This is a genomic window from Kitasatospora purpeofusca (genome assembly GCF_042691725.1).
Classification (GTDB): domain Bacteria; phylum Actinomycetota; class Actinomycetes; order Streptomycetales; family Streptomycetaceae; genus Kitasatospora; species Kitasatospora purpeofusca_B.
In genome coordinates, this window is sequence record NZ_CP170483.1 from 6,723,259 (window position 1) to 6,740,813 (window position 17,555).

The 17,555-nt window shown below is 65.6% G+C and carries 13 protein-coding genes and 3 rRNA genes; 13 read left to right on the forward strand and 3 right to left on the reverse strand.

Annotation, left to right across the window (positions count from 1 at the left end; genetic code table 11):
* The first annotated feature begins 88 nt into the window (after positions 1-88).
* Positions 89-607: a glycine-rich domain-containing protein gene (locus tag ACFCLZ_RS28910; protein WP_380280687.1), complete on the forward strand. Its 519-nt coding sequence runs from the start codon at positions 89-91 to the stop codon at positions 605-607.
* A gap of 33 nt (positions 608-640) precedes the next feature.
* Entirely contained in the window at positions 641-877 is a 237-nt protein-coding gene (locus ACFCLZ_RS28915) for a hypothetical protein (protein WP_380280689.1), read from the forward strand.
* Positions 878-1,160: 283 nt separating this feature from the next.
* Here ACFCLZ_RS28915 and ACFCLZ_RS28920 read toward each other — a convergent pair whose 3' ends face one another.
* Together ACFCLZ_RS28920 and ACFCLZ_RS28925 are read right to left on the reverse strand one after the other, a co-directional pair.
* Positions 1,161-1,355, reverse strand: coding sequence for a DUF397 domain-containing protein (locus ACFCLZ_RS28920; RefSeq protein WP_380280691.1), 195 nt, complete (start codon positions 1,353-1,355; stop codon positions 1,161-1,163).
* On the reverse strand, positions 1,348-2,211 hold the full coding sequence (locus tag ACFCLZ_RS28925) for a helix-turn-helix domain-containing protein (RefSeq protein ID WP_380280693.1): 864 nt from the start codon (positions 2,209-2,211) through the stop codon (positions 1,348-1,350). The genes ACFCLZ_RS28920 and ACFCLZ_RS28925 overlap by 8 nt, the downstream gene beginning before the upstream one ends.
* A 324-nt stretch (positions 2,212-2,535) precedes the next feature.
* On the opposite strand from ACFCLZ_RS28925, the gene ACFCLZ_RS28930 reads away from it, so the two are divergent.
* The 11 genes from ACFCLZ_RS28930 to ACFCLZ_RS28980 all read left to right on the forward strand — a co-directional run bounded on the left by ACFCLZ_RS28930 (position 2,536) and on the right by ACFCLZ_RS28980 (position 15,554).
* Entirely contained in the window at positions 2,536-2,901 is a 366-nt protein-coding gene (locus ACFCLZ_RS28930; RefSeq protein ID WP_380280695.1) for an ATP-binding protein, read from the forward strand.
* Entirely contained in the window at positions 2,898-3,143 is a 246-nt protein-coding gene (locus tag ACFCLZ_RS28935; protein ID WP_380280697.1) for a hypothetical protein, read from the forward strand. Before ACFCLZ_RS28930 ends, ACFCLZ_RS28935 begins: the two co-directional genes overlap by 4 nt.
* A 73-nt stretch (positions 3,144-3,216) precedes the next feature.
* Positions 3,217-4,200, forward strand: a complete 984-nt coding sequence (locus ACFCLZ_RS28940) for a hypothetical protein (protein ID WP_380280699.1) — start codon at positions 3,217-3,219, stop codon at positions 4,198-4,200.
* A gap of 200 nt (positions 4,201-4,400) precedes the next feature.
* Positions 4,401-4,670, forward strand: a complete 270-nt coding sequence (locus tag ACFCLZ_RS28945; protein ID WP_380286315.1) for a hypothetical protein — start codon at positions 4,401-4,403, stop codon at positions 4,668-4,670.
* Positions 4,663-5,298, forward strand: a complete 636-nt coding sequence (locus tag ACFCLZ_RS28950) for a DUF6879 family protein (RefSeq protein WP_380280701.1) — start codon at positions 4,663-4,665, stop codon at positions 5,296-5,298. Before ACFCLZ_RS28945 ends, ACFCLZ_RS28950 begins: the two co-directional genes overlap by 8 nt.
* A gap of 51 nt (positions 5,299-5,349) precedes the next feature.
* Complete coding sequence (locus ACFCLZ_RS28955; RefSeq protein ID WP_380280702.1) at positions 5,350-7,701, forward strand: ATP-binding protein; 2,352 nt, start codon at positions 5,350-5,352, stop codon at positions 7,699-7,701.
* A gap of 238 nt (positions 7,702-7,939) precedes the next feature.
* Positions 7,940-8,266: a hypothetical protein gene (locus ACFCLZ_RS28960; RefSeq protein WP_380280704.1), complete on the forward strand. Its 327-nt coding sequence runs from the start codon at positions 7,940-7,942 to the stop codon at positions 8,264-8,266.
* Between the two features lie 552 nt (positions 8,267-8,818).
* Positions 8,819-10,340 (forward strand): 16S ribosomal RNA (locus ACFCLZ_RS28965).
* A 253-nt stretch (positions 10,341-10,593) separates the two neighbouring features.
* Positions 10,594-13,713: ribosomal RNA gene (locus ACFCLZ_RS28970) — 23S ribosomal RNA — on the forward strand.
* A gap of 87 nt (positions 13,714-13,800) precedes the next feature.
* Positions 13,801-13,917: ribosomal RNA gene (gene rrf, locus ACFCLZ_RS28975) — 5S ribosomal RNA — on the forward strand.
* Together the 16S, 23S and 5S rRNA genes form the textbook arrangement of a ribosomal RNA operon.
* 188 nt (positions 13,918-14,105) lie before the next feature.
* On the forward strand, positions 14,106-15,554 hold the full coding sequence (locus ACFCLZ_RS28980) for a glyceraldehyde-3-phosphate dehydrogenase (protein ID WP_380280706.1): 1,449 nt from the start codon (positions 14,106-14,108) through the stop codon (positions 15,552-15,554).
* A 105-nt stretch (positions 15,555-15,659) separates the two neighbouring features.
* Here ACFCLZ_RS28980 and ACFCLZ_RS28985 read toward each other — a convergent pair whose 3' ends face one another.
* The gene (locus tag ACFCLZ_RS28985; protein ID WP_380280708.1) at positions 15,660-17,447 is read right to left on the reverse strand and encodes an HNH endonuclease; all 1,788 of its coding nucleotides are present in this window, start codon (positions 17,445-17,447) and stop codon (positions 15,660-15,662) included.
* Positions 17,448-17,555: the final 108 nt, after the last annotated feature.

Below are 17,555 nucleotides of genomic sequence, written 5' to 3' on the forward strand. Positions count from 1 at the left end.
ACAACAGACTCCCGTCGGTTGGACCGACGGGCCGCACAAATCCCGGTCCACGCCTGTGGGCCGGACTCGACAGGACCAGGGAGCACGCATGCATGACGTCCGCACCCTCCTGACCCCCGAAGCGTTCGGGGGCGTCACCGCCACGGTGGTGGACAACAACCCCGGCATGGTGGTCGGCACGGCCGAGCGCATCGTGACCGAGGCGCTGAAGTTCGTCGTCACCGCCCGCAGGTTCCCCACCGTGCGGATCACCCCGTCCAACGTCGTGGACGAGGGCTGGCACGCCCTCATCCTCCACACCCGTCCCTACGCCGGAGTGTGCGAGCGGCTCGGGGGGTTCGTGCACCACTACCCCGAGCGCCCCGACCCGACGCGCCACGACCCGGACGCCCTCGCCCGGACCGTCGCTCTCATCGAAGAGGCCGGTTATATCCCCGACCACGAGCTGTGGACCGGTCCGACCCGCGCCCTGGTCGCTGTGGCCGCCAACTGCTCCCACACCCCGATCCCCGGCGGCTGCGGGCCCATCAACCCCGGCGGGTGCGCGTCGCACTGCTCCGGCGGTGGTGGCGGCGGGGGCGGCGGCGAAGGTGGCGAAGCCCACTAACCTGAACCCACCCACACGGAGAGGGCGGGAAACATGGACGAAGACGAAGCCCAGCAGGTAGCCAACTCGCTTCGACGCCTGGGTATTCAGGGCATCGTGTCCCCCGAAGACCTGGGCGATCCGGACGGGCAATGGCGGGTGTACGACAGCGCCGACCCCAGCACCCGGCGGGACATCACCGACGACGTGCTGACGGTGGTCCGGGGCCGGTCCCGTCAGGCAGGCCAGGCCGGTCCGACGCGGGGGTTCGTCGTCCCCATCCCTCGCTGAGCAGAGCCCTGTAATGGTCCCGTCCGGGTTCGCCTGGGCGGGGCTGCTTCGTACGGTCCGTTACGAAGCTCCCCATCGCGGTCTCAGTCCGAATCAGCCCATCTTCGCGCAGCGATGTCGTGACCTTCTGAACGGTCGCGCGGGCCAGCCAGGGGTGGGGTGGGACCCCTGGCTGGCCATGTGTGATCCATTTCCTCTTCGGAGGACCGGGTTGGATCTGGGATCGAAGGGCTGCTGTGCTTTGAGGCGGCCCTCGCTCGGCGGAGCGAGGGCCACGATCGTGTCAGCTGGCGTGGTGGTCGAACTCGCCGGCCTTGGTGTGGTGGAGGAGCGCGGCGAACCCGGCGGCTGTGGTGCGGACGACGACGTCGCCGTCGTCGGATTCACGGAGTTCGATCAGCCCGTTGACCGTGCGAACCTCGATGCAGTTGTTGTTTGCTGCGCAGTAACTTGACTTCTGCCAATCGAAGTTATTCATATCTGGCGGTCATTTCCTTGATGGTGGAGCGGATGCGGTCTCGCGACTCGCCCTCTGCAAGGGCGACTGATTCGACGCGCTCAAGGATCCCGCGATATTGCTCCAACTGGGCGGGAACATCAAAGATATGGGAACCGTGCGACGAGTCGGCCTGGACTGTATCCAGTTCCGGCACTGGTCCCACCGCGTAGGTCAGGTTCTCGCTGGGGCCAGGGAAGTTCGCGGTCTCGAACGGCACGATCCGAACACTGATTCCGGGAAGCTCGGAGTCTCGAACGAGAGACTCAAGCTGTTCGCGGAGCACTATGGGGCCGCCGTACTGGATGTGAAGCGCCGCCTCATGGATGATCCCCAAGTATGGCATTTCGCCGGACCGGACGATCTGCTGCCTCCGTCGGCGAAAGTTCACCCTGAGATCGACCTCGTGTTTGGGGAGTGGCGGGTAGCCCTTCGCGAACACGGCCGTGGCGTAGGACACCGTCTGCAGTAGCCCCGGGATCAAGGTGACGGTGAAGGTGGTGATCTTCTTCGCGTGGCCCTCGATCTCTGCGACTTCGATCGGGATCCTTGGGAGTTCCTGCCGATGCTCTTCCCACCAGCCGGTCCCGCGTTCGCCGGTCATGCTGGCGAGTGCTTCGATCAGGGGCTCGTTGACACACATACAAGCTGCCGTGATCGCATGCAGGCGATCCTCGCTGACTGCGGACTTCCCGTTCTCCATCTGCGTCACCATGGCCGGGGTCACCCCGAGGAGGCCGGCGAGCTGGTTGCCGCCGAGGCCGGCCTGCTCTCGAATCCTTCGCAGCTCGGCTCCGAGGCGGCGCTGACGAAGGGTTGGGTTCTGGCGATTGGCCATGGAGTCCTCTCTGATGGTGCCGACGTCAGTGTGCCGTGTCGCGTGCGGCAGGGGCCATTCCGAGCGGACATCCCACCTATGGGGGAACCTTCGTCGATCTGGATTAACCTTAAGCCAGGATGCGCTATGGTCAATCTCAGGTCGATCCGATGGATCGTCAGTAATGCCTGTCTTCAAGGGCAGCAGGCGCCTGCTGCCCTCTCGCACCGCAGAGCAGCCACGCGTGGCATCCACCAGCCCCGTCCTGGCCTGGCTCACGGCGACGTGTCCGTCGACCTCTCGACGACGAACCCCACCGCACAAACCCCATCCGGAGGTTCCCTCATGCGTGCCTTCACCCCGCCCGACTGCTCCATCGCCCGCGCCGAACTCCGCGCGATGCTCCTCTCCGCCGGCTGGGCGCCGGACATCATCGACGACGCTGAACTCGCGTTCCACGAGCTCTACATCAACGCCTGGCAGCACGCGGGCTCCCTCGCGCCGCCCGTCCTGGTCTCCCTCCGGCCCGCCGTGCTCCGCGTCTCGGTCTGCGACGACTGCCCCAACCTGCCCGAGTCCCGACCGAGCGCCGACCCCTACGCGCTCTCCGGGCGCGGACTTCACCTCGTGCGCGCCCTCACCCACCGTTTCGGTGTCGACCCCGTCAAGACCGGCAAGGTCACCTGGTTCGAGCTGGACGCCGCCGCGTGAACGCCCCCTTCACCCCCCACGACACGTACCTGCGCACCTACACCGAGCCCGAGGTCACCGCTCTCCTCCGCGACCTCCACGAGCGAGGCAAGCCCTTCGGCATCCAGTGGGGATCCGCCCACGTCAACGGCGTCACCATCGACGGCCGCCTCCTCATCGCCTTCGGCGACACCTCCCTCGCTACCCTCCTCAACCTCCTCCACCTCCTCCGCGAGAGGGGCGACCGGCCGTGGGAGGAGTGATTCCCCTCGTCAGCGCGGCGACGGCCGTGGACCTCGACATCCGCCTCGGCCACCAGATCGCCGGGGCCGGCCGATGAGGCTCGACGGCGCCGGCCTCCTGGTCGGCGCCGCCCTCGCGGTCCTGCTCGCGCTCGCCTTCGCCACCGTCTTCCTCGGCGTCATCGCGACCCTGCGGATCTCCCGGTTCGACGACCACACCGCCGCCCACGCCGCCGCCCGCACCGGACCCACCGCGGCGGCGGGCCACCGAAATCCAGCTGACAGCTCCGCCCGGCGCCGCAACGATGGGCCGGTGACCACAGGACAACCGGACCACCTCACCCTGCACATCGACTGTCCACCGCCCGGCGAGGGCGGTATCGGGGTCCGCCCCGTCGTCAACGGCCGGGACTTCCTGGCTGACGTGCCCGAGAGGTTCGACGGAATCGGACCCGGGTACGCGGGCGTGGGCCCCCGCTACCTGTTCGGCGACGACGGGCCGCTGCACGCCACCATGACACCCCACGAGGTTCGGATCGCGTGGTCCGGGTGCGGCTACGAGAAGTGCTGCGGCGCCCTGTACCTGACGGTCAGGCGTGACGGCGAGCACGTCGTCTGGGCCGGCTGGCGCGACCCGGCCCGGCAGGACCTGGATCTGCCGGAGCTTCGGTTCGCCGTGGGCCAGTACGAGGCCGAGGTCCTGCGAGCCGGAGCGGACCGCAGTTGGGAGTGGACGGGCGGGGTGGCCGCCCGGCTGCTGGAGGCGGCATTGAGGCGCCAGGAGGACTGGCTCGTCAGGTGGGACTGCGAGGTGGAGGGCGTCGGGTCCTCCCGCACTGAGCCCGATCGGATCGACGTCGTCCTGAGACACCCCCGCGGCCGGGCCGAGGACGACCAGCTCCAGTTCGGGATGATCCTCCCGATCACCGCGGAAGAGCCGTCGGAGCAGGCCGAGCGCCTCGAAGCACAGCTCATCGCAGGCGATCCCCGAGCCGCTGCCGAGGTCTGGGGAGGTTCGCCCGAGCTCGCCGAGCGACTGGGCTACCCCTGGCCGGACGTCCACCCGTTGCTCAAGTGAACCCCCGGCCGCACCTGACCGGACCGAACCCCGAACCCATTCCCCCAACTCGGCTCGACCGCAAGGCAATCGGGCCCGGTCCCGCCGCACGCGATTCAACGCCGCCTGGAGGTAGCACGCCGACCGGAAGTGGTTGACGACGAGTCGGCCGGTTCCGTACGGTGAGCAGTCGACTACTCACTCGACCGCCTGGGGCCATGATGAGCCAGCCGTGGGACGCCGACCCCGACGCCGTCATGACACGACGCCTCGGCAGTCCGCCGGCGGAGCTGGGCACCACCGGAGGCCGGGACGGCTGCCCCGACATCTGGGAACTCGACAACGGCGACATCGCCGTCATCGGCCGCGACCTGACCGCCGCGTACCGGGCCGGACTCCCGCACGACGTCACGATCGGCGAGAACGAGCGCCTGGTGGTCATTCCCCGCGCCACCCTCCTCTCCGCGAAGGCGGATCTCCCGGATGCCTGACCTCCTCGGCGACCTGCCGGGCGACCGGCTGCCCCTCGACGAGTACCGGGCGGACTTCCGCCGACGGGACTTCGCGGTCGACGGCTACGACTCGTGGAAGCTCGAACGCCGCCAGGACTTCCAGGAGCCCGAGGACCCCAGCTGGCGCGCCTGCACCGAGGGGGACTGGGCGCGATCCCTCCGGCTGATCGACGCCAGGCGCGACGAGCTGCTCCAACTCGCCCGCACGGCCGCCGAACACGACACCCGCATGCTGCGCGTACGCGTCGTCGAGTACCCGGTGACCCCCTATCTCGTCTGGGAGCTGCACCTGCTGCGGCTGCGGGCCGAGTGCGGCGAACTGATCCGGGTCGTCGGCCCCGGCCCGGTCGCACCGTACGAGCAGGACGGGCCGCTTCCGGAGCTCATCACCCTGGGCCCGGACACCGTCTACGACATCGCGTACGACGCGGCCGGCATCCTCGACGGGGCGACCCGCTACACGGGCGGCCCGGTGCGGGAACGGGTCGCGGACTTCATCGCCGGTCTGTACGGCCAGGGCGAGGACATCGCCGACTTCATGGCCCGCGAGGCGGAGGGACTGCGGCGGGCCGGACTGCGGTCGGCCGGGGTGCGGGCGGAGCGCTGAGCCGTCGTGCAGGAGACACCTGAGGGGCCACCGGACCGCACCAACTCGTCCATGTCCGGTTCCGCCGGCAACGTCGTGCAGGCCCGGGACATCCAGGGACCCGTGCACATCCACGCCGCACCGCCACCCGCCCGGCACGGCAAAGCCGTCCCACGGCAGTTGCCGACGGACGTTCGCGGCTTCGTCAACCGGTCGGGGGAACAACGGGCCATGGACCACCTGCTGGCCGAGCACCCGCGCGGGCCGCAGATCCTGGTGCTCACCGGCACGGCGGGTGTCGGCAAGACCTCCCTCGCCCTGCACTGGGCGCACGCCGTCCGCGAGCACTTCCCCGACGGCCAGCTGTACGCGAACCTGCACGGCTACGACCCGCAGGAGCCCACCGCCCCCGCTCAGGTGCTCGAACGCTTCCTGCGCGCCCTCGACGTGCCCGCCGCGGCGATTCCCACCGACCTCGAAGCGCTGGCCACGACCTACCGCTCGCTGGTGGCCGGCCGGCGGATGCTGCTCGTGCTCGACAACGCCTCACGTGCGGCCCAGGTCCGCCCGCTGCTGCCCGGTGCCGCCGGCTGTCTGGTGGTGGTGACCAGCCGGCACCGCCTGTCCGGCCTCGGCGTGCGGGAGGGCGCTCGGCACCTGACCCTGGAGGTGCTCGCGGAGCACGACGCCGTCGAGCTCCTGCGCGCGGTGACCTCCGACTACCGTAGCGAGGACGACCCCGCCGAGCTCGTGCAGCTGGCCCGGCTCTGCGCGCGCCTGCCACTGGCCCTGCGCATCGCGGCCGAACGCGCCGCCGGCCGGCCGCGGATGCTCCTGAACGATCTGATCCATGACCTGCGGGACGAATCCAGCCTCTGGGACGCGCTCTCCAGCGAGGACGAGGAGGAGTCCGACGCCGTCCGGTCCGTCTTCGCCTGGTCCTACCGCGCCCTGCCGGCCGACGCCGCACGGCTGTTCCGCATGCTCGGCCTCCACCCCACCGGGGAATTCAGCACCGCGGCCGCCGCCGCCCTCGTCGCGACCGGGGCCAGGCCGGCACGCCGTCTGCTGGACGGGCTCGTCGCGACCCACATGGTCGAACAGACCGCCGCGGACCGCTTCAGATTCCACGACCTGCTGCGCGCCTACGCCGTGGACCAGGCGCGCGGTGAGCAGGAGCCGCAGGAGAGCGAGCACGCCGTCCGGCGGATACTCGCCTGGTACCTGCACACGGCGGACGCGGCACAGGCCCGCACCGCTCCCCACGAGCCCCGAGTGCCGCTGGCCCCCCTCGAACCGGGCGTGGAGCCGACGATCTTCGGTGACGAAGCCACCGCGATGCAGTGGTTCGAGACGGAACGGGAGAACCTCGCGGCCGCGGTGCGGACCGCGGCCGCCCTGGGCCTGGACGCGCACGTCCACCGGCTGGCGGTCGTCCTCCGCGCCTTCTACATGGTGCGCAATCCCTTCCAGGACTGGTTCGAGACCTCGCAGCTCGGACTTGACGCCGCCCGGCGTGACGGGGACCGGCACGCGCAGGCGGAGCTGCACGAGAGCCTGGGCATGGCGTACACGCAGTCCGGCCGGCTCGACCGGGCGGTCGACCAGTACCGGGCGGCCCTGCTCATCCGGCGCGAGCTCGACGATCCGGCGGGGGAGGCCATGACGCTCAACGGGCTCGGGCTGCTGTGGCTGCGCCGACGCCGGCTCACGGACGCACGGGAAGCGTTCGAACGGGCCGGGGCTCTGTTCAGGGAGCTGGGGGACACCTACTGGGAGCCACGCACGGCGGTCAACCTCGCCGATGCTGAAGCCGCGCTCGGCCGACTCCCCGAGGCCGAGCGCCTGGTCCGGTCCGGTCTGGAGACCTTCCGGGAGCGGGCCGACCACTGGGCCGAGGGGAACGCGCTGCGCATCCTCAGCCTGATCCAGCTCGAAGCCGGGCTGGTGACCGAGGCACTGGACAGCGCCCAGCGAGCGGTCGACCTCGCACTGGACCTCGACAGCGCCGTCGCGGAGGGACACTGGCTGACGCAACTCGGGCACACCCAGCGCGCCGCCGGCCGATCCGTCGACGCCCTCGTCTCCTACCACCGGGCCGCCGTCCTGCAGCGCGGTCTGGGCGACCGCAGCCGCGAAGCGCTCGCCTGGGACGGTGCCGGCCGCGCCTACCTCGACCTCGGCCGGGCCCAGGAAGCGAGCGGGTTCCACCGTCGAGCCGTCGCCGTGCACCGGGATCTGGGCGACCGGTGGCAGGAGGCCACGGCCCGCTGCCACCTCGCCGCCGCATTGGAGAGCAACGAGGAACCGGACGCCGCCCGGCGGCACCGGCGCGAGGCGCTGGCACTGCTCACCGAGTTCACCGACCCGGCCGCGGTCCGCCTGCGCGGACGGTTGGCGAGCGCCCTCGGTACGGATGCCTGAACCAGTTTTCGGGCCGCGATGACGTGTCCGGAGGCCACGCGTAGCGAGCCAGCCCCTCGCTCCGTTCTGCTCTCTGTGCGCAGGGCTCGAACTGGGTGGGGATTCTGTGAGGGGTGCGGGTCACACGCACAAGTGAATATCGGGCAATCCGGGTGCGGAGGGTCCGGTTCTCCCACTGTGCTGGGAACGCTTGGTCAGGCGGGGTGAGGGTGTCCGTCGGCGATGGGAGTGGGGGACCGTGGAACGAACACGTATGCGGACCAAGTGCGCCGCAGGGGGCGCGGTACTGGTGATGACGGGCATCGGCGGTTGCGGCACGCTCCCGGAACCGGTCCCGGACGCGCCGAGGGTCGCCCGCGTCTCGGCGCCGACCGGACCGTCGGGCCACCCGGCCGGCGCGGAGGCCGTGTCCGGCACCGGCGCGAGTCCGCTGCTCCCCGTGGCCGGAGCTGCGGCCGCACTCTTCGTGGGCGTCGGAGGCGTGCTGGTGGTGCTCTGGCGCGACCGCAGGACGGGGGTGCCGGCCCCGCTCCCCTCTCCGCGGCCGGGGCGGGGAGAGCTGTGACCAGCCGAGACTTGCCCCTGCTGCGGGGGAGGGGTAGTGTTCCCTAGTCGCTCGGCAGGGAGCACCGGACACGCATTGGCGCGGACGGTCCCGGAGCGGCCAATCCTCTGGAAATACCAACGCCTCCCCGGCATGGGGTTTATTCGGCGTGTGCATTTCTGGGGATTGCGGCCGGATTCGCTTTTCGGAGCGGGGATCGGCTAGAGTTTGAAACGTCGGACGGGGCGTCAAGCCGCAGAAGACGCCAGCGAGTTGGATGAAGGAAGCGCCGGAAAACGGAGCGGAAAACATCTGGTAAGCTGGAAACACGAAAGAACGAAGCGCCCGGAGGGCCGGTGTGAAAGCCGCCTGATGGAAGCGTCCGTTCCTTGAGAACTCAACAGCGTGCCAAAAGTCAACGCCAGATATGTTGACATCCCCGGCCTCGGACTTGTTTCGGGGTTGGAGATTCCTTTTGAAATAACACTAGCGAGGACGCAGTGCGCGGGATCACCTAATTCCGGTGGTTGCCGTGCCGCTCAACGCGGGTGTGAGCCCGATTACGGGTAATCATTCACGGAGAGTTTGATCCTGGCTCAGGACGAACGCTGGCGGCGTGCTTAACACATGCAAGTCGAACGGTGAAGCCCTTCGGGGTGGATCAGTGGCGAACGGGTGAGTAACACGTGGGCAATCTGCCCTGCACTCTGGGACAAGCCCTGGAAACGGGGTCTAATACCGGATATGACCTGGGACCGCATGGTCCTGGGTGTAAAGCTCCGGCGGTGCAGGATGAGCCCGCGGCCTATCAGCTTGTTGGTGGGGTAATGGCCTACCAAGGCGACGACGGGTAGCCGGCCTGAGAGGGCGACCGGCCACACTGGGACTGAGACACGGCCCAGACTCCTACGGGAGGCAGCAGTGGGGAATATTGCACAATGGGCGAAAGCCTGATGCAGCGACGCCGCGTGAGGGATGACGGCCTTCGGGTTGTAAACCTCTTTCAGCAGGGAAGAAGCGCAAGTGACGGTACCTGCAGAAGAAGCACCGGCTAACTACGTGCCAGCAGCCGCGGTAATACGTAGGGTGCGAGCGTTGTCCGGAATTATTGGGCGTAAAGAGCTCGTAGGCGGCCTGTCGCGTCGGATGTGAAAGCCCGGGGCTTAACCCCGGGTCTGCATTCGATACGGGCAGGCTAGAGTGTGGTAGGGGAGATCGGAATTCCTGGTGTAGCGGTGAAATGCGCAGATATCAGGAGGAACACCGGTGGCGAAGGCGGATCTCTGGGCCATTACTGACGCTGAGGAGCGAAAGCGTGGGGAGCGAACAGGATTAGATACCCTGGTAGTCCACGCCGTAAACGTTGGGAACTAGGTGTTGGCGACATTCCACGTCGTCGGTGCCGCAGCTAACGCATTAAGTTCCCCGCCTGGGGAGTACGGCCGCAAGGCTAAAACTCAAAGGAATTGACGGGGGCCCGCACAAGCAGCGGAGCATGTGGCTTAATTCGACGCAACGCGAAGAACCTTACCAAGGCTTGACATATACCGGAAACGGCTAGAGATAGTCGCCCCCTTGTGGTCGGTATACAGGTGGTGCATGGTTGTCGTCAGCTCGTGTCGTGAGATGTTGGGTTAAGTCCCGCAACGAGCGCAACCCTTGTTCTGTGTTGCCAGCATGCCTTTCGGGGTGATGGGGACTCACAGGAGACTGCCGGGGTCAACTCGGAGGAAGGTGGGGACGACGTCAAATCATCATGCCCCTTATGTCTTGGGCTGCACACGTGCTACAATGGTCGGTACAAAGGGCTGCGATGCCGTGAGGCGGAGCGAATCCCAAAAGCCGGCCTCAGTTCGGATTGGGGTCTGCAACTCGACCCCATGAAGTTGGAGTTGCTAGTAATCGCAGATCAGCATGCTGCGGTGAATACGTTCCCGGTCTTGTACACACCGCCCGTCACGTCACGAAAGTCGGTAACACCCGAAGCCGGTGGCCTAACCCGTAAGGGGAGGAGCCGTCGAAGGTGGGACCAGCGATTGGGACGAAGTCGTAACAAGGTAGCCGTACCGGAAGGTGCGGCTGGATCACCTCCTTTCTAAGGAGCAATACGCCGCTTGCAGGCGAATGTCCTGCACGGTTGCTCATGGGTGGAACGTTGACTATTCGGCACAGGAAGAGATCAGAAGGTAGTACTGCTTCGGCGTGGAACGCTTCTGGGATTGACTGTGTCGGGCACGTTGTTGGGTCCTGAGGGAACGGAAACGTACCTCAGTGATGCCGGTCCCATGCTTGTTGAGGTGGGTGTCTGGTCGTTGTTTGAGAACTGCACAGTGGACGCGAGCATCTGTGGCCAAGTTTTTAAGGGCGCACGGTGGATGCCTTGGCACCAGGAACCGATGAAGGACGTGGGAGGCCACGATAGTCCCCGGGGAGCCGTCAACCAGGCTTTGATCCGGGGGTTTCCGAATGGGGAAACCCGGCAGTCGTCATGGGCTGTCACCCATACCTGAACACATAGGGTATGTGGAGGGAACGCGGGGAAGTGAAACATCTCAGTACCCGCAGGAAGAGAAAACAACCGTGATTCCGGGAGTAGTGGCGAGCGAAACCGGATGAGGCTAAACCATGAGCGTGTGAGACCCGGCAGGGGTTGCGCTGATGGGGTCGTGGGATTTTTCTTGATCGGTCTGCCGGCCGGTCGGCGAGTCAGAAACCGTATGGATAGTCGAAGGACATGCGAAAGGTCCGGCGTAGAGGGTAAGACCCCCGTAGGCGAAATCTGTACGGCTCGTTTGAAGAACTCCCAAGTAGCACGGGGCCGAGAAATCCCGTGTGAATCTGGCGGGACCACCCGCTAAGCCTAAATATTCCCTGGTGACCGATAGCGGATAGTACCGTGAGGGAATGGTGAAAAGTACCGCGGGAGCGGAGTGAAATAGTACCTGAAACCGTGTGCCTACAAGCCGTGGGAGCGTCGTTGTGGTCTTCGGACCATGGCCGTGACTGCGTGCCTTTTGAAGAATGAGCCTGCGAGTTTGCGGTGTGTAGCGAGGTTAACCCGTGTGGGGTAGCCGTAGCGAAAGCGAGTCCGAATAGGGCGTTTGAGTTGCATGCCCAAGACCCGAAGCGGAGTGATCTAGCCATGGGCAGGTTGAAGCGGAGGTAAGACTTCGTGGAGGACCGAACCCACCAGGGTTGAAAACCTGGGGGATGACCTGTGGTTAGGGGTGAAAGGCCAATCAAACTCCGTGATAGCTGGTTCTCCCCGAAATGCATTTAGGTGCAGCGTCACGTGTTTCTTGCCGGAGGTAGAGCACTGGATAGGCGATGGGCCTCACCGGGTTACTGACCTTAGCCAAACTCCGAATGCCGGTAAGTGAGAGCGTGGCAGTGAGACTGTGGGGGATAAGCTCCATGGTCGAGAGGGAAACAGCCCAGAACACCGACTAAGGTCCCTAAGCGTGTGCTAAGTGGGAAAGGATGTGGAGTCGCAGAGACAACCAGGAGGTTGGCTTAGAAGCAGCCACCCTTGAAAGAGTGCGTAATAGCTCACTGGTCAAGTGATTCCGCGCCGACAATGTAGCGGGGCTCAAGCACATCACCGAAGTCGTGTCATTGCAGCATGAAGGGCCAACGCCTGCTGTGATGGGTAGGGGAGCGTCGTGTGCCGGGTGAAGCGGCGGTGGAAACCAGTCGTGGACGGTATACGAGTGAGAATGCAGGCATGAGTAGCGATACAAGAGTGGGAAACTCTTGCGCCGATTGACCAAGGGTTCCTGGGTCAAGCTGATCTGCCCAGGGTAAGTCGGGACCTAAGGCGAGGCCGACAGGCGTAGTCGATGGACAACGGGTTGATATTCCCGTACCCGCTTTGAAGCGCCAACGCTGAACCGAGTGATGCTAAGCCCGTGAAACCGGCCCGGAGTCTTCGGACAAAGGGACGTGGTGGAGCCGGCGATCCAACCTCGTATTAGGTGAGCGATGGGGTGACGCAGGAAGGTAGTCCAGCCCGGGCGGTGGTTGTCCCGGGGTAAGGGTGTAGGCCGTGAGGTAGGCAAATCCGCCTCACATTAAGGCTGAGACCTGATGCCGAGCCGATTGTGGTGAAGTGGATGATCCTATGCTGTCGAGAAAAGCCTCTAGCGAGTTTCATGGCGGCCCGTACCCCAAACCGACTCAGGTGGTCAGGTAGAGAATACCGAGGCGTTCGGGTGAACTATGGTTAAGGAACTCGGCAAAATGCCCCCGTAACTTCGGGAGAAGGGGGGCCATTCCTGGTGACGAGTCTTGCACTCCGAGCTGGGGGTGGCCGCAGAGACCAGCGAGAAGCGACTGTTTACTAAAAACACAGGTCCGTGCGAAGCCGTAAGGCGATGTATACGGACTGACGCCTGCCCGGTGCTGGAACGTTAAGGGGACCGGTTAGCTCCATTTCGGTGGGGCGAAGCTGAGAACTTAAGCGCCAGTAAACGGCGGTGGTAACTATAACCATCCTAAGGTAGCGAAATTCCTTGTCGGGTAAGTTCCGACCTGCACGAATGGCGTAACGACTTCTCGACTGTCTCAACCATAGGCCCGGTGAAATTGCATTACGAGTAAAGATGCTCGTTTCGCGCAGCAGGACGGAAAGACCCCGGGACCTTTACTATAGCTTGATATTGGTGTTCGGTTCGGCTTGTGTAGGATAGGTGGGAGACTTTGAAGCCGTGACGCCAGTCATGGTGGAGTCGTCGTTGAAATACCACTCTGGTCGTGCTGGATGTCTAACCTGGGTCCGTGATCCGGATCAGGGACAGTGTCTGGTGGGTAGTTTAACTGGGGCGGTTGCCTCCTAAAGAGTAACGGAGGCGCCCAAAGGTTCCCTCAGCCTGGTTGGCAATCAGGTGTTGAGTGTAAGTGCACAAGGGAGCTTGACTGTGAGACTGACGGGTCGAGCAGGTACGAAAGTAGGGACTAGTGATCCGGCGGTGGCTTGTGGAAGCGCCGTCGCTCAACGGATAAAAGGTACCCCGGGGATAACAGGCTGATCTTCCCCAAGAGTCCATATCGACGGGATGGTTTGGCACCTCGATGTCGGCTCGTCGCATCCTGGGGCTGGAGTAGGTCCCAAGGGTTGGGCTGTTCGCCCATTAAAGCGGTACGCGAGCTGGGTTTAGAACGTCGTGAGACAGTTCGGTCCCTATCCGCTGTGCGCGTAGGAGTGTTGAGAAGGGCTGTCCCTAGTACGAGAGGACCGGGACGGACGAACCTCTGGTGTGCCAGTTGTTCTGCCAAGGGCATGGCTGGTTGGCTACGTTCGGGAGGGATAACCGCTGAAAGCATCTAAGCGGGAAGCCTGCTTCGAGATGAGCACTCCCACCTCCTTGAGAGGGTAAGGCTCCCAGTAGACGACTGGGTTGATAGGCCGGATATGGAAGCCCTGTGAGGGGTGGAGTTGACCGGTACTAATAGGCCGAGGGCTTGTCCTCAGTTGCTCGCGTCCACTGTGTTGTTCTGAAACAACGACCCCCACACGTCTGGTCACGGTGTGGGTGCGGTTGACAGTTTCATAGTGTTTCGGTGGTCATAGCGTGAGGGAAACGCCCGGTTACATTCCGAACCCGGAAGCTAAGCCTTACAGCGCCGATGGTACTGCAGGGGGGACCCTGTGGGAGAGTAGGACGCCGCCGAACAATCATTCACAAATAGGCCCCCATCCTTTCGGATGGGGGCCTATTTGCGTTGTCGCACCTTGGTCTGCAAGGTGCATGGACGGGATCATATGTGATTCTTGTCATGCGGGAGAGGGCAGAACCGTTTCGGTGAGCAGGGTGGGGCCCAGTTAGCATGTGAACACCCTCCTAGCTCGAAAGATGGACTTGTGACTGTCAACGACGACGTGTTCACGGACTGGAAGAACCGCGAGGAGATCGCGGAGTCGATGATCCCGATCATCGGCCGACTGCACCGGGAGCGGGACGTCACTGTCCTGCTGTACAGCCGTTCCCTGGTGAACAAGTCGGTGGTCAGCATCCTGAAGACCCACCGGTTCGCCCGCCAGATCGCCGGGGAGGAGCTCTCGGTCACCGAGACGCTGCCCTTCCTGCAGGCGCTGACCACCCTGGATCTCGGCCCTTCCCAGATCGACCTCGGCATGCTCGCCGCCACCTACCGCGCCGACAGCCGCGGCCTCTCGGTGGAGCAGTTCACCGCCGAGGCCGTCGCCGGCGCCACGGGTGCCAACAAGATCGAGCGCCGCGAGTCGCCGCGTGACGTCGTCCTCTACGGCTTCGGCCGCATCGGCCGCCTGGTCGCCCGTCTGCTGATCGAGAAGGCCGGCTCCGGCAACGGCCTGCGCCTGCGTGCCATCGTCGTCCGTGGGGGCGGTGACCAGGACATCGTGAAGCGTGCCTCGCTGCTGCGTCGCGACTCCATTCACGGGCAGTTCCAGGGCACGATCACCGTCGACGAGGCGAACAACACGATCGTCGCCAACGGCACCGAGATCAAGGTGATCTACGCCAACGACCCGTCCGAGGTCGACTACACGGCGTACGGCATCCGGGATGCCATCCTGATCGACAACACCGGCAAGTGGCGGGACCGCGAGGGCCTCTCCGGGCACCTCCGCCCGGGCATCGAGAAGGTCGTCCTGACGGCCCCGGGCAAGGGCGACGTGCCCAACATCGTGCACGGTGTCAACCACGACACCATCAAGCCGGACGAGCAGATCATCTCCTGCGCCTCCTGCACCACCAACGCGATCGTCCCGCCGCTGAAGGCGATGGAGGACGAGTACGGTGTGCTGCGCGGCCACGTGGAGACCGTCCACTCGTTCACCAATGACCAGAACCTGCTGGACAACTACCACAAGGCCGACCGCCGCGGCCGCTCGGCACCGCTGAACATGGTGATCACCGAGACCGGTGCCGCCTCGGCCGTCGCCAAGGCCCTGCCGGACCTCAAGGCGAAGATCACCGGCAGCTCGATCCGCGTGCCCGTGCCGGACGTCTCGATCGCCATCCTGAACCTCCAGCTGGCCCGTGAGACCAACCGCGAGGAGGTCCTCGACTACCTCCGCAACGTGTCGCTGACCTCGTCGCTGAAGCGCCAGATCGACTTCACCACCGCCCCCGACGCGGTGTCGAACGACTTCATCGGCTCGCGCCACGCGTCCATCGTCGACGCCGGCGCCACCAAGGTCGAGGGCGACAACGCCATCCTCTACCTGTGGTACGACAACGAATTCGGCTACTCCTGCCAGGTCATCCGGGTCGTCCAGCACGTCTCGGGCGTCGAGTACCCGACGTACCCCGTCCCGGCGGTCTGATCCGCGGAACGCACAACGCCAGTGGGGCGGCAACCGGACTCCGGTTGCCGCCCCACCGGCGTTCACGGGGAGACGGGACCACGACTGCGTTTCCAGCCTCGGGGCTCAGCTGTTGAACTCGCACAAAGTCCGGTGGTACTGAAGGTACTTCTCGTCGATCGGGTGATCGGGGTGGCGACGGAGCCGGCCCAGCGACTTGCCACCTCGAGTCTCCTGCACGATGTCGTCGCCGTCGACATAGATCTCCAGGCCGTCGAAGAGCACGTGGTGGTTGGGGCACAGGCACAGGAGGTTGTGCAACTCGTCCGGACCGTCGTGAGGCGTTCCCAGCCCGCGAATGTGGGCTGCTTCGCTGTAGGGATTCCGCTTGTATGCGAGGCGTGTTCCGCAGACCTGGCACCTGTGATCGTGAATTTCCTTGACCGCCGCGGCAAGTGCTGCATCCCGCACGACACTTGAGGAGGTGGAAGTTCGCCGCCCGGCGGGACCGGTCGCGCGCTTCGCCTCACGGGACTTCCGCCCGGGCTTCGACACCGGTTCCTCGTCGAGGCCCTCGGCAGTCAGGTATCCGCTCAGGCCGAGCCGGCCGAGCAGGGCCTGCAGGTCGATGTCGGGAAGATATTTGCTGCGCAACTCGACCAGCGCGCGGAGACGGGTCTCCGGTTCCTGGAGGATTCGGGCGACCTCGAACGGCAGACCCGCTACGGGCTGAGCGGTGTTGAAGTCGCCCGGCTGCGGCATGGAGGTGAGGTTCTCGGGGATGCCGTGGATCTCCCAGAGGCCGCTGCCCCGGAGATGCCAGAACGCGTACTCCGGAGTCACCGGGGACTCCGGGAGGCCGAACTCGGCCAGAAGGGCTCCGACCTCGTCACGGAAAAGCGACCACGGTGCGAGGCGCGGCTCGCTCGCGGCGATACGGCCGATCACCCAGAGCACGGCGAGGGCTTCGTGGCGGCTCGGCGTCCCCGTCAGGTCATGGCGGGTCCTCAGAGCCGTGATCCGGCCCAGCACTTCGGCTCGGCCGATCGCCCTGTCCCGACGGTGGCCGGGCGGGGAACCGTATGCGGGCCGTGGGTTCTGACCGGGGGGTAGCAGGCCGGCGACGCGGGCGTAGTCCTGGGCGGATCGGACCGTGAGCGAACGGAGCGGCCGGGGGACGCTCAGCTCGTCCAGTACGTCCGCAGCCGGTACTGGTTCGGCGAACTCCTCGACATCACCCAGGGCCATGATGTGTTCCCACGTCGCGCCGGACTCATCGGCCCCCCAGACCTCCTGGGCGATCTCCTGGCTGTTGATGAGTCGGAGCACCCTCGCGCGTGCGATGAAGCTGTTGCCGGTGTAGAAGAGAATGTCGTCCCCGACACGGCGGTCCCTTAGCGCCCGGGCCTTCTCGTTGTTGGACTGGGTGGTCGGCGTCGAGCCCCACAACCGCGCGATCCCGTCCGGGTAGAGCCCGTCGAGTACATCGGCACCTGGGCCGATGGCCTTCCGAAGCTCCGATACTCGGACTCCCCGCCGTACTGACTTGGCGAAATTCTGCGGTCCGCCATCCCGTGTGCCTCGCGGCTGAAGGACCAGTTGTGGGGCTTCGGACGTTCCGGGCGGCTCCGTCGCCGGTGCGCTCTCCTCGACCGTGAAGCCCAGAGCGCGGAGCTGCCGCACCAGGGTGTTCTCGTCACCGTGGAACGTGCCCGTCCCCGCCGCCGCGCCCGAGGAGTACTGGTGCCCCAGGGTGGCAGTGGCTCGAGCGTCGTAGTGCCTACCGTCCAGTATCAACCAATGGCCGGACTCCGCGTCCTGGCCGTACTGGGCACGAAAGTCAGCAGGGCCGAGCAGGTCGTGCTCCTGAACCGCAGCTTGCACGCCCGCTCGCGTCAGATCCTCAATCCCCATGATGATCAGATTAATGGAATGGTCTGACGGATCTGGCTTGTGGGTTGCGGCTAGGCCTGGAGCTGGAGCTGATGCCGGGCAGGCGTGCTGCGTGCCGCGGGCGGCATT

Coding starts and splice junctions, on each gene's coding strand:
- ACFCLZ_RS28925 (WP_380280693.1), bottom strand. CDS start 2,211: ATGGCCAATCGCCAGAACCCAACCCTTCGTCAGCGCCGCCTCGGAGCC.
- ACFCLZ_RS28910 (WP_380280687.1), top strand. CDS start 89: ATGCATGACGTCCGCACCCTCCTGACCCCCGAAGCGTTCGGGGGCGTC.
- ACFCLZ_RS28950 (WP_380280701.1), top strand. CDS start 4,663: ATGCCTGACCTCCTCGGCGACCTGCCGGGCGACCGGCTGCCCCTCGAC.
- ACFCLZ_RS28955 (WP_380280702.1), top strand. CDS start 5,350: ATGTCCGGTTCCGCCGGCAACGTCGTGCAGGCCCGGGACATCCAGGGA.
- ACFCLZ_RS28945 (WP_380286315.1), top strand. CDS start 4,401: ATGAGCCAGCCGTGGGACGCCGACCCCGACGCCGTCATGACACGACGC.
- ACFCLZ_RS28930 (WP_380280695.1), top strand. CDS start 2,536: ATGCGTGCCTTCACCCCGCCCGACTGCTCCATCGCCCGCGCCGAACTC.
- ACFCLZ_RS28915 (WP_380280689.1), top strand. CDS start 641: ATGGACGAAGACGAAGCCCAGCAGGTAGCCAACTCGCTTCGACGCCTG.
- ACFCLZ_RS28985 (WP_380280708.1), bottom strand. CDS start 17,447: ATGGGGATTGAGGATCTGACGCGAGCGGGCGTGCAAGCTGCGGTTCAG.
- ACFCLZ_RS28940 (WP_380280699.1), top strand. CDS start 3,217: ATGAGGCTCGACGGCGCCGGCCTCCTGGTCGGCGCCGCCCTCGCGGTC.
- ACFCLZ_RS28920 (WP_380280691.1), bottom strand. CDS start 1,355: ATGAATAACTTCGATTGGCAGAAGTCAAGTTACTGCGCAGCAAACAAC.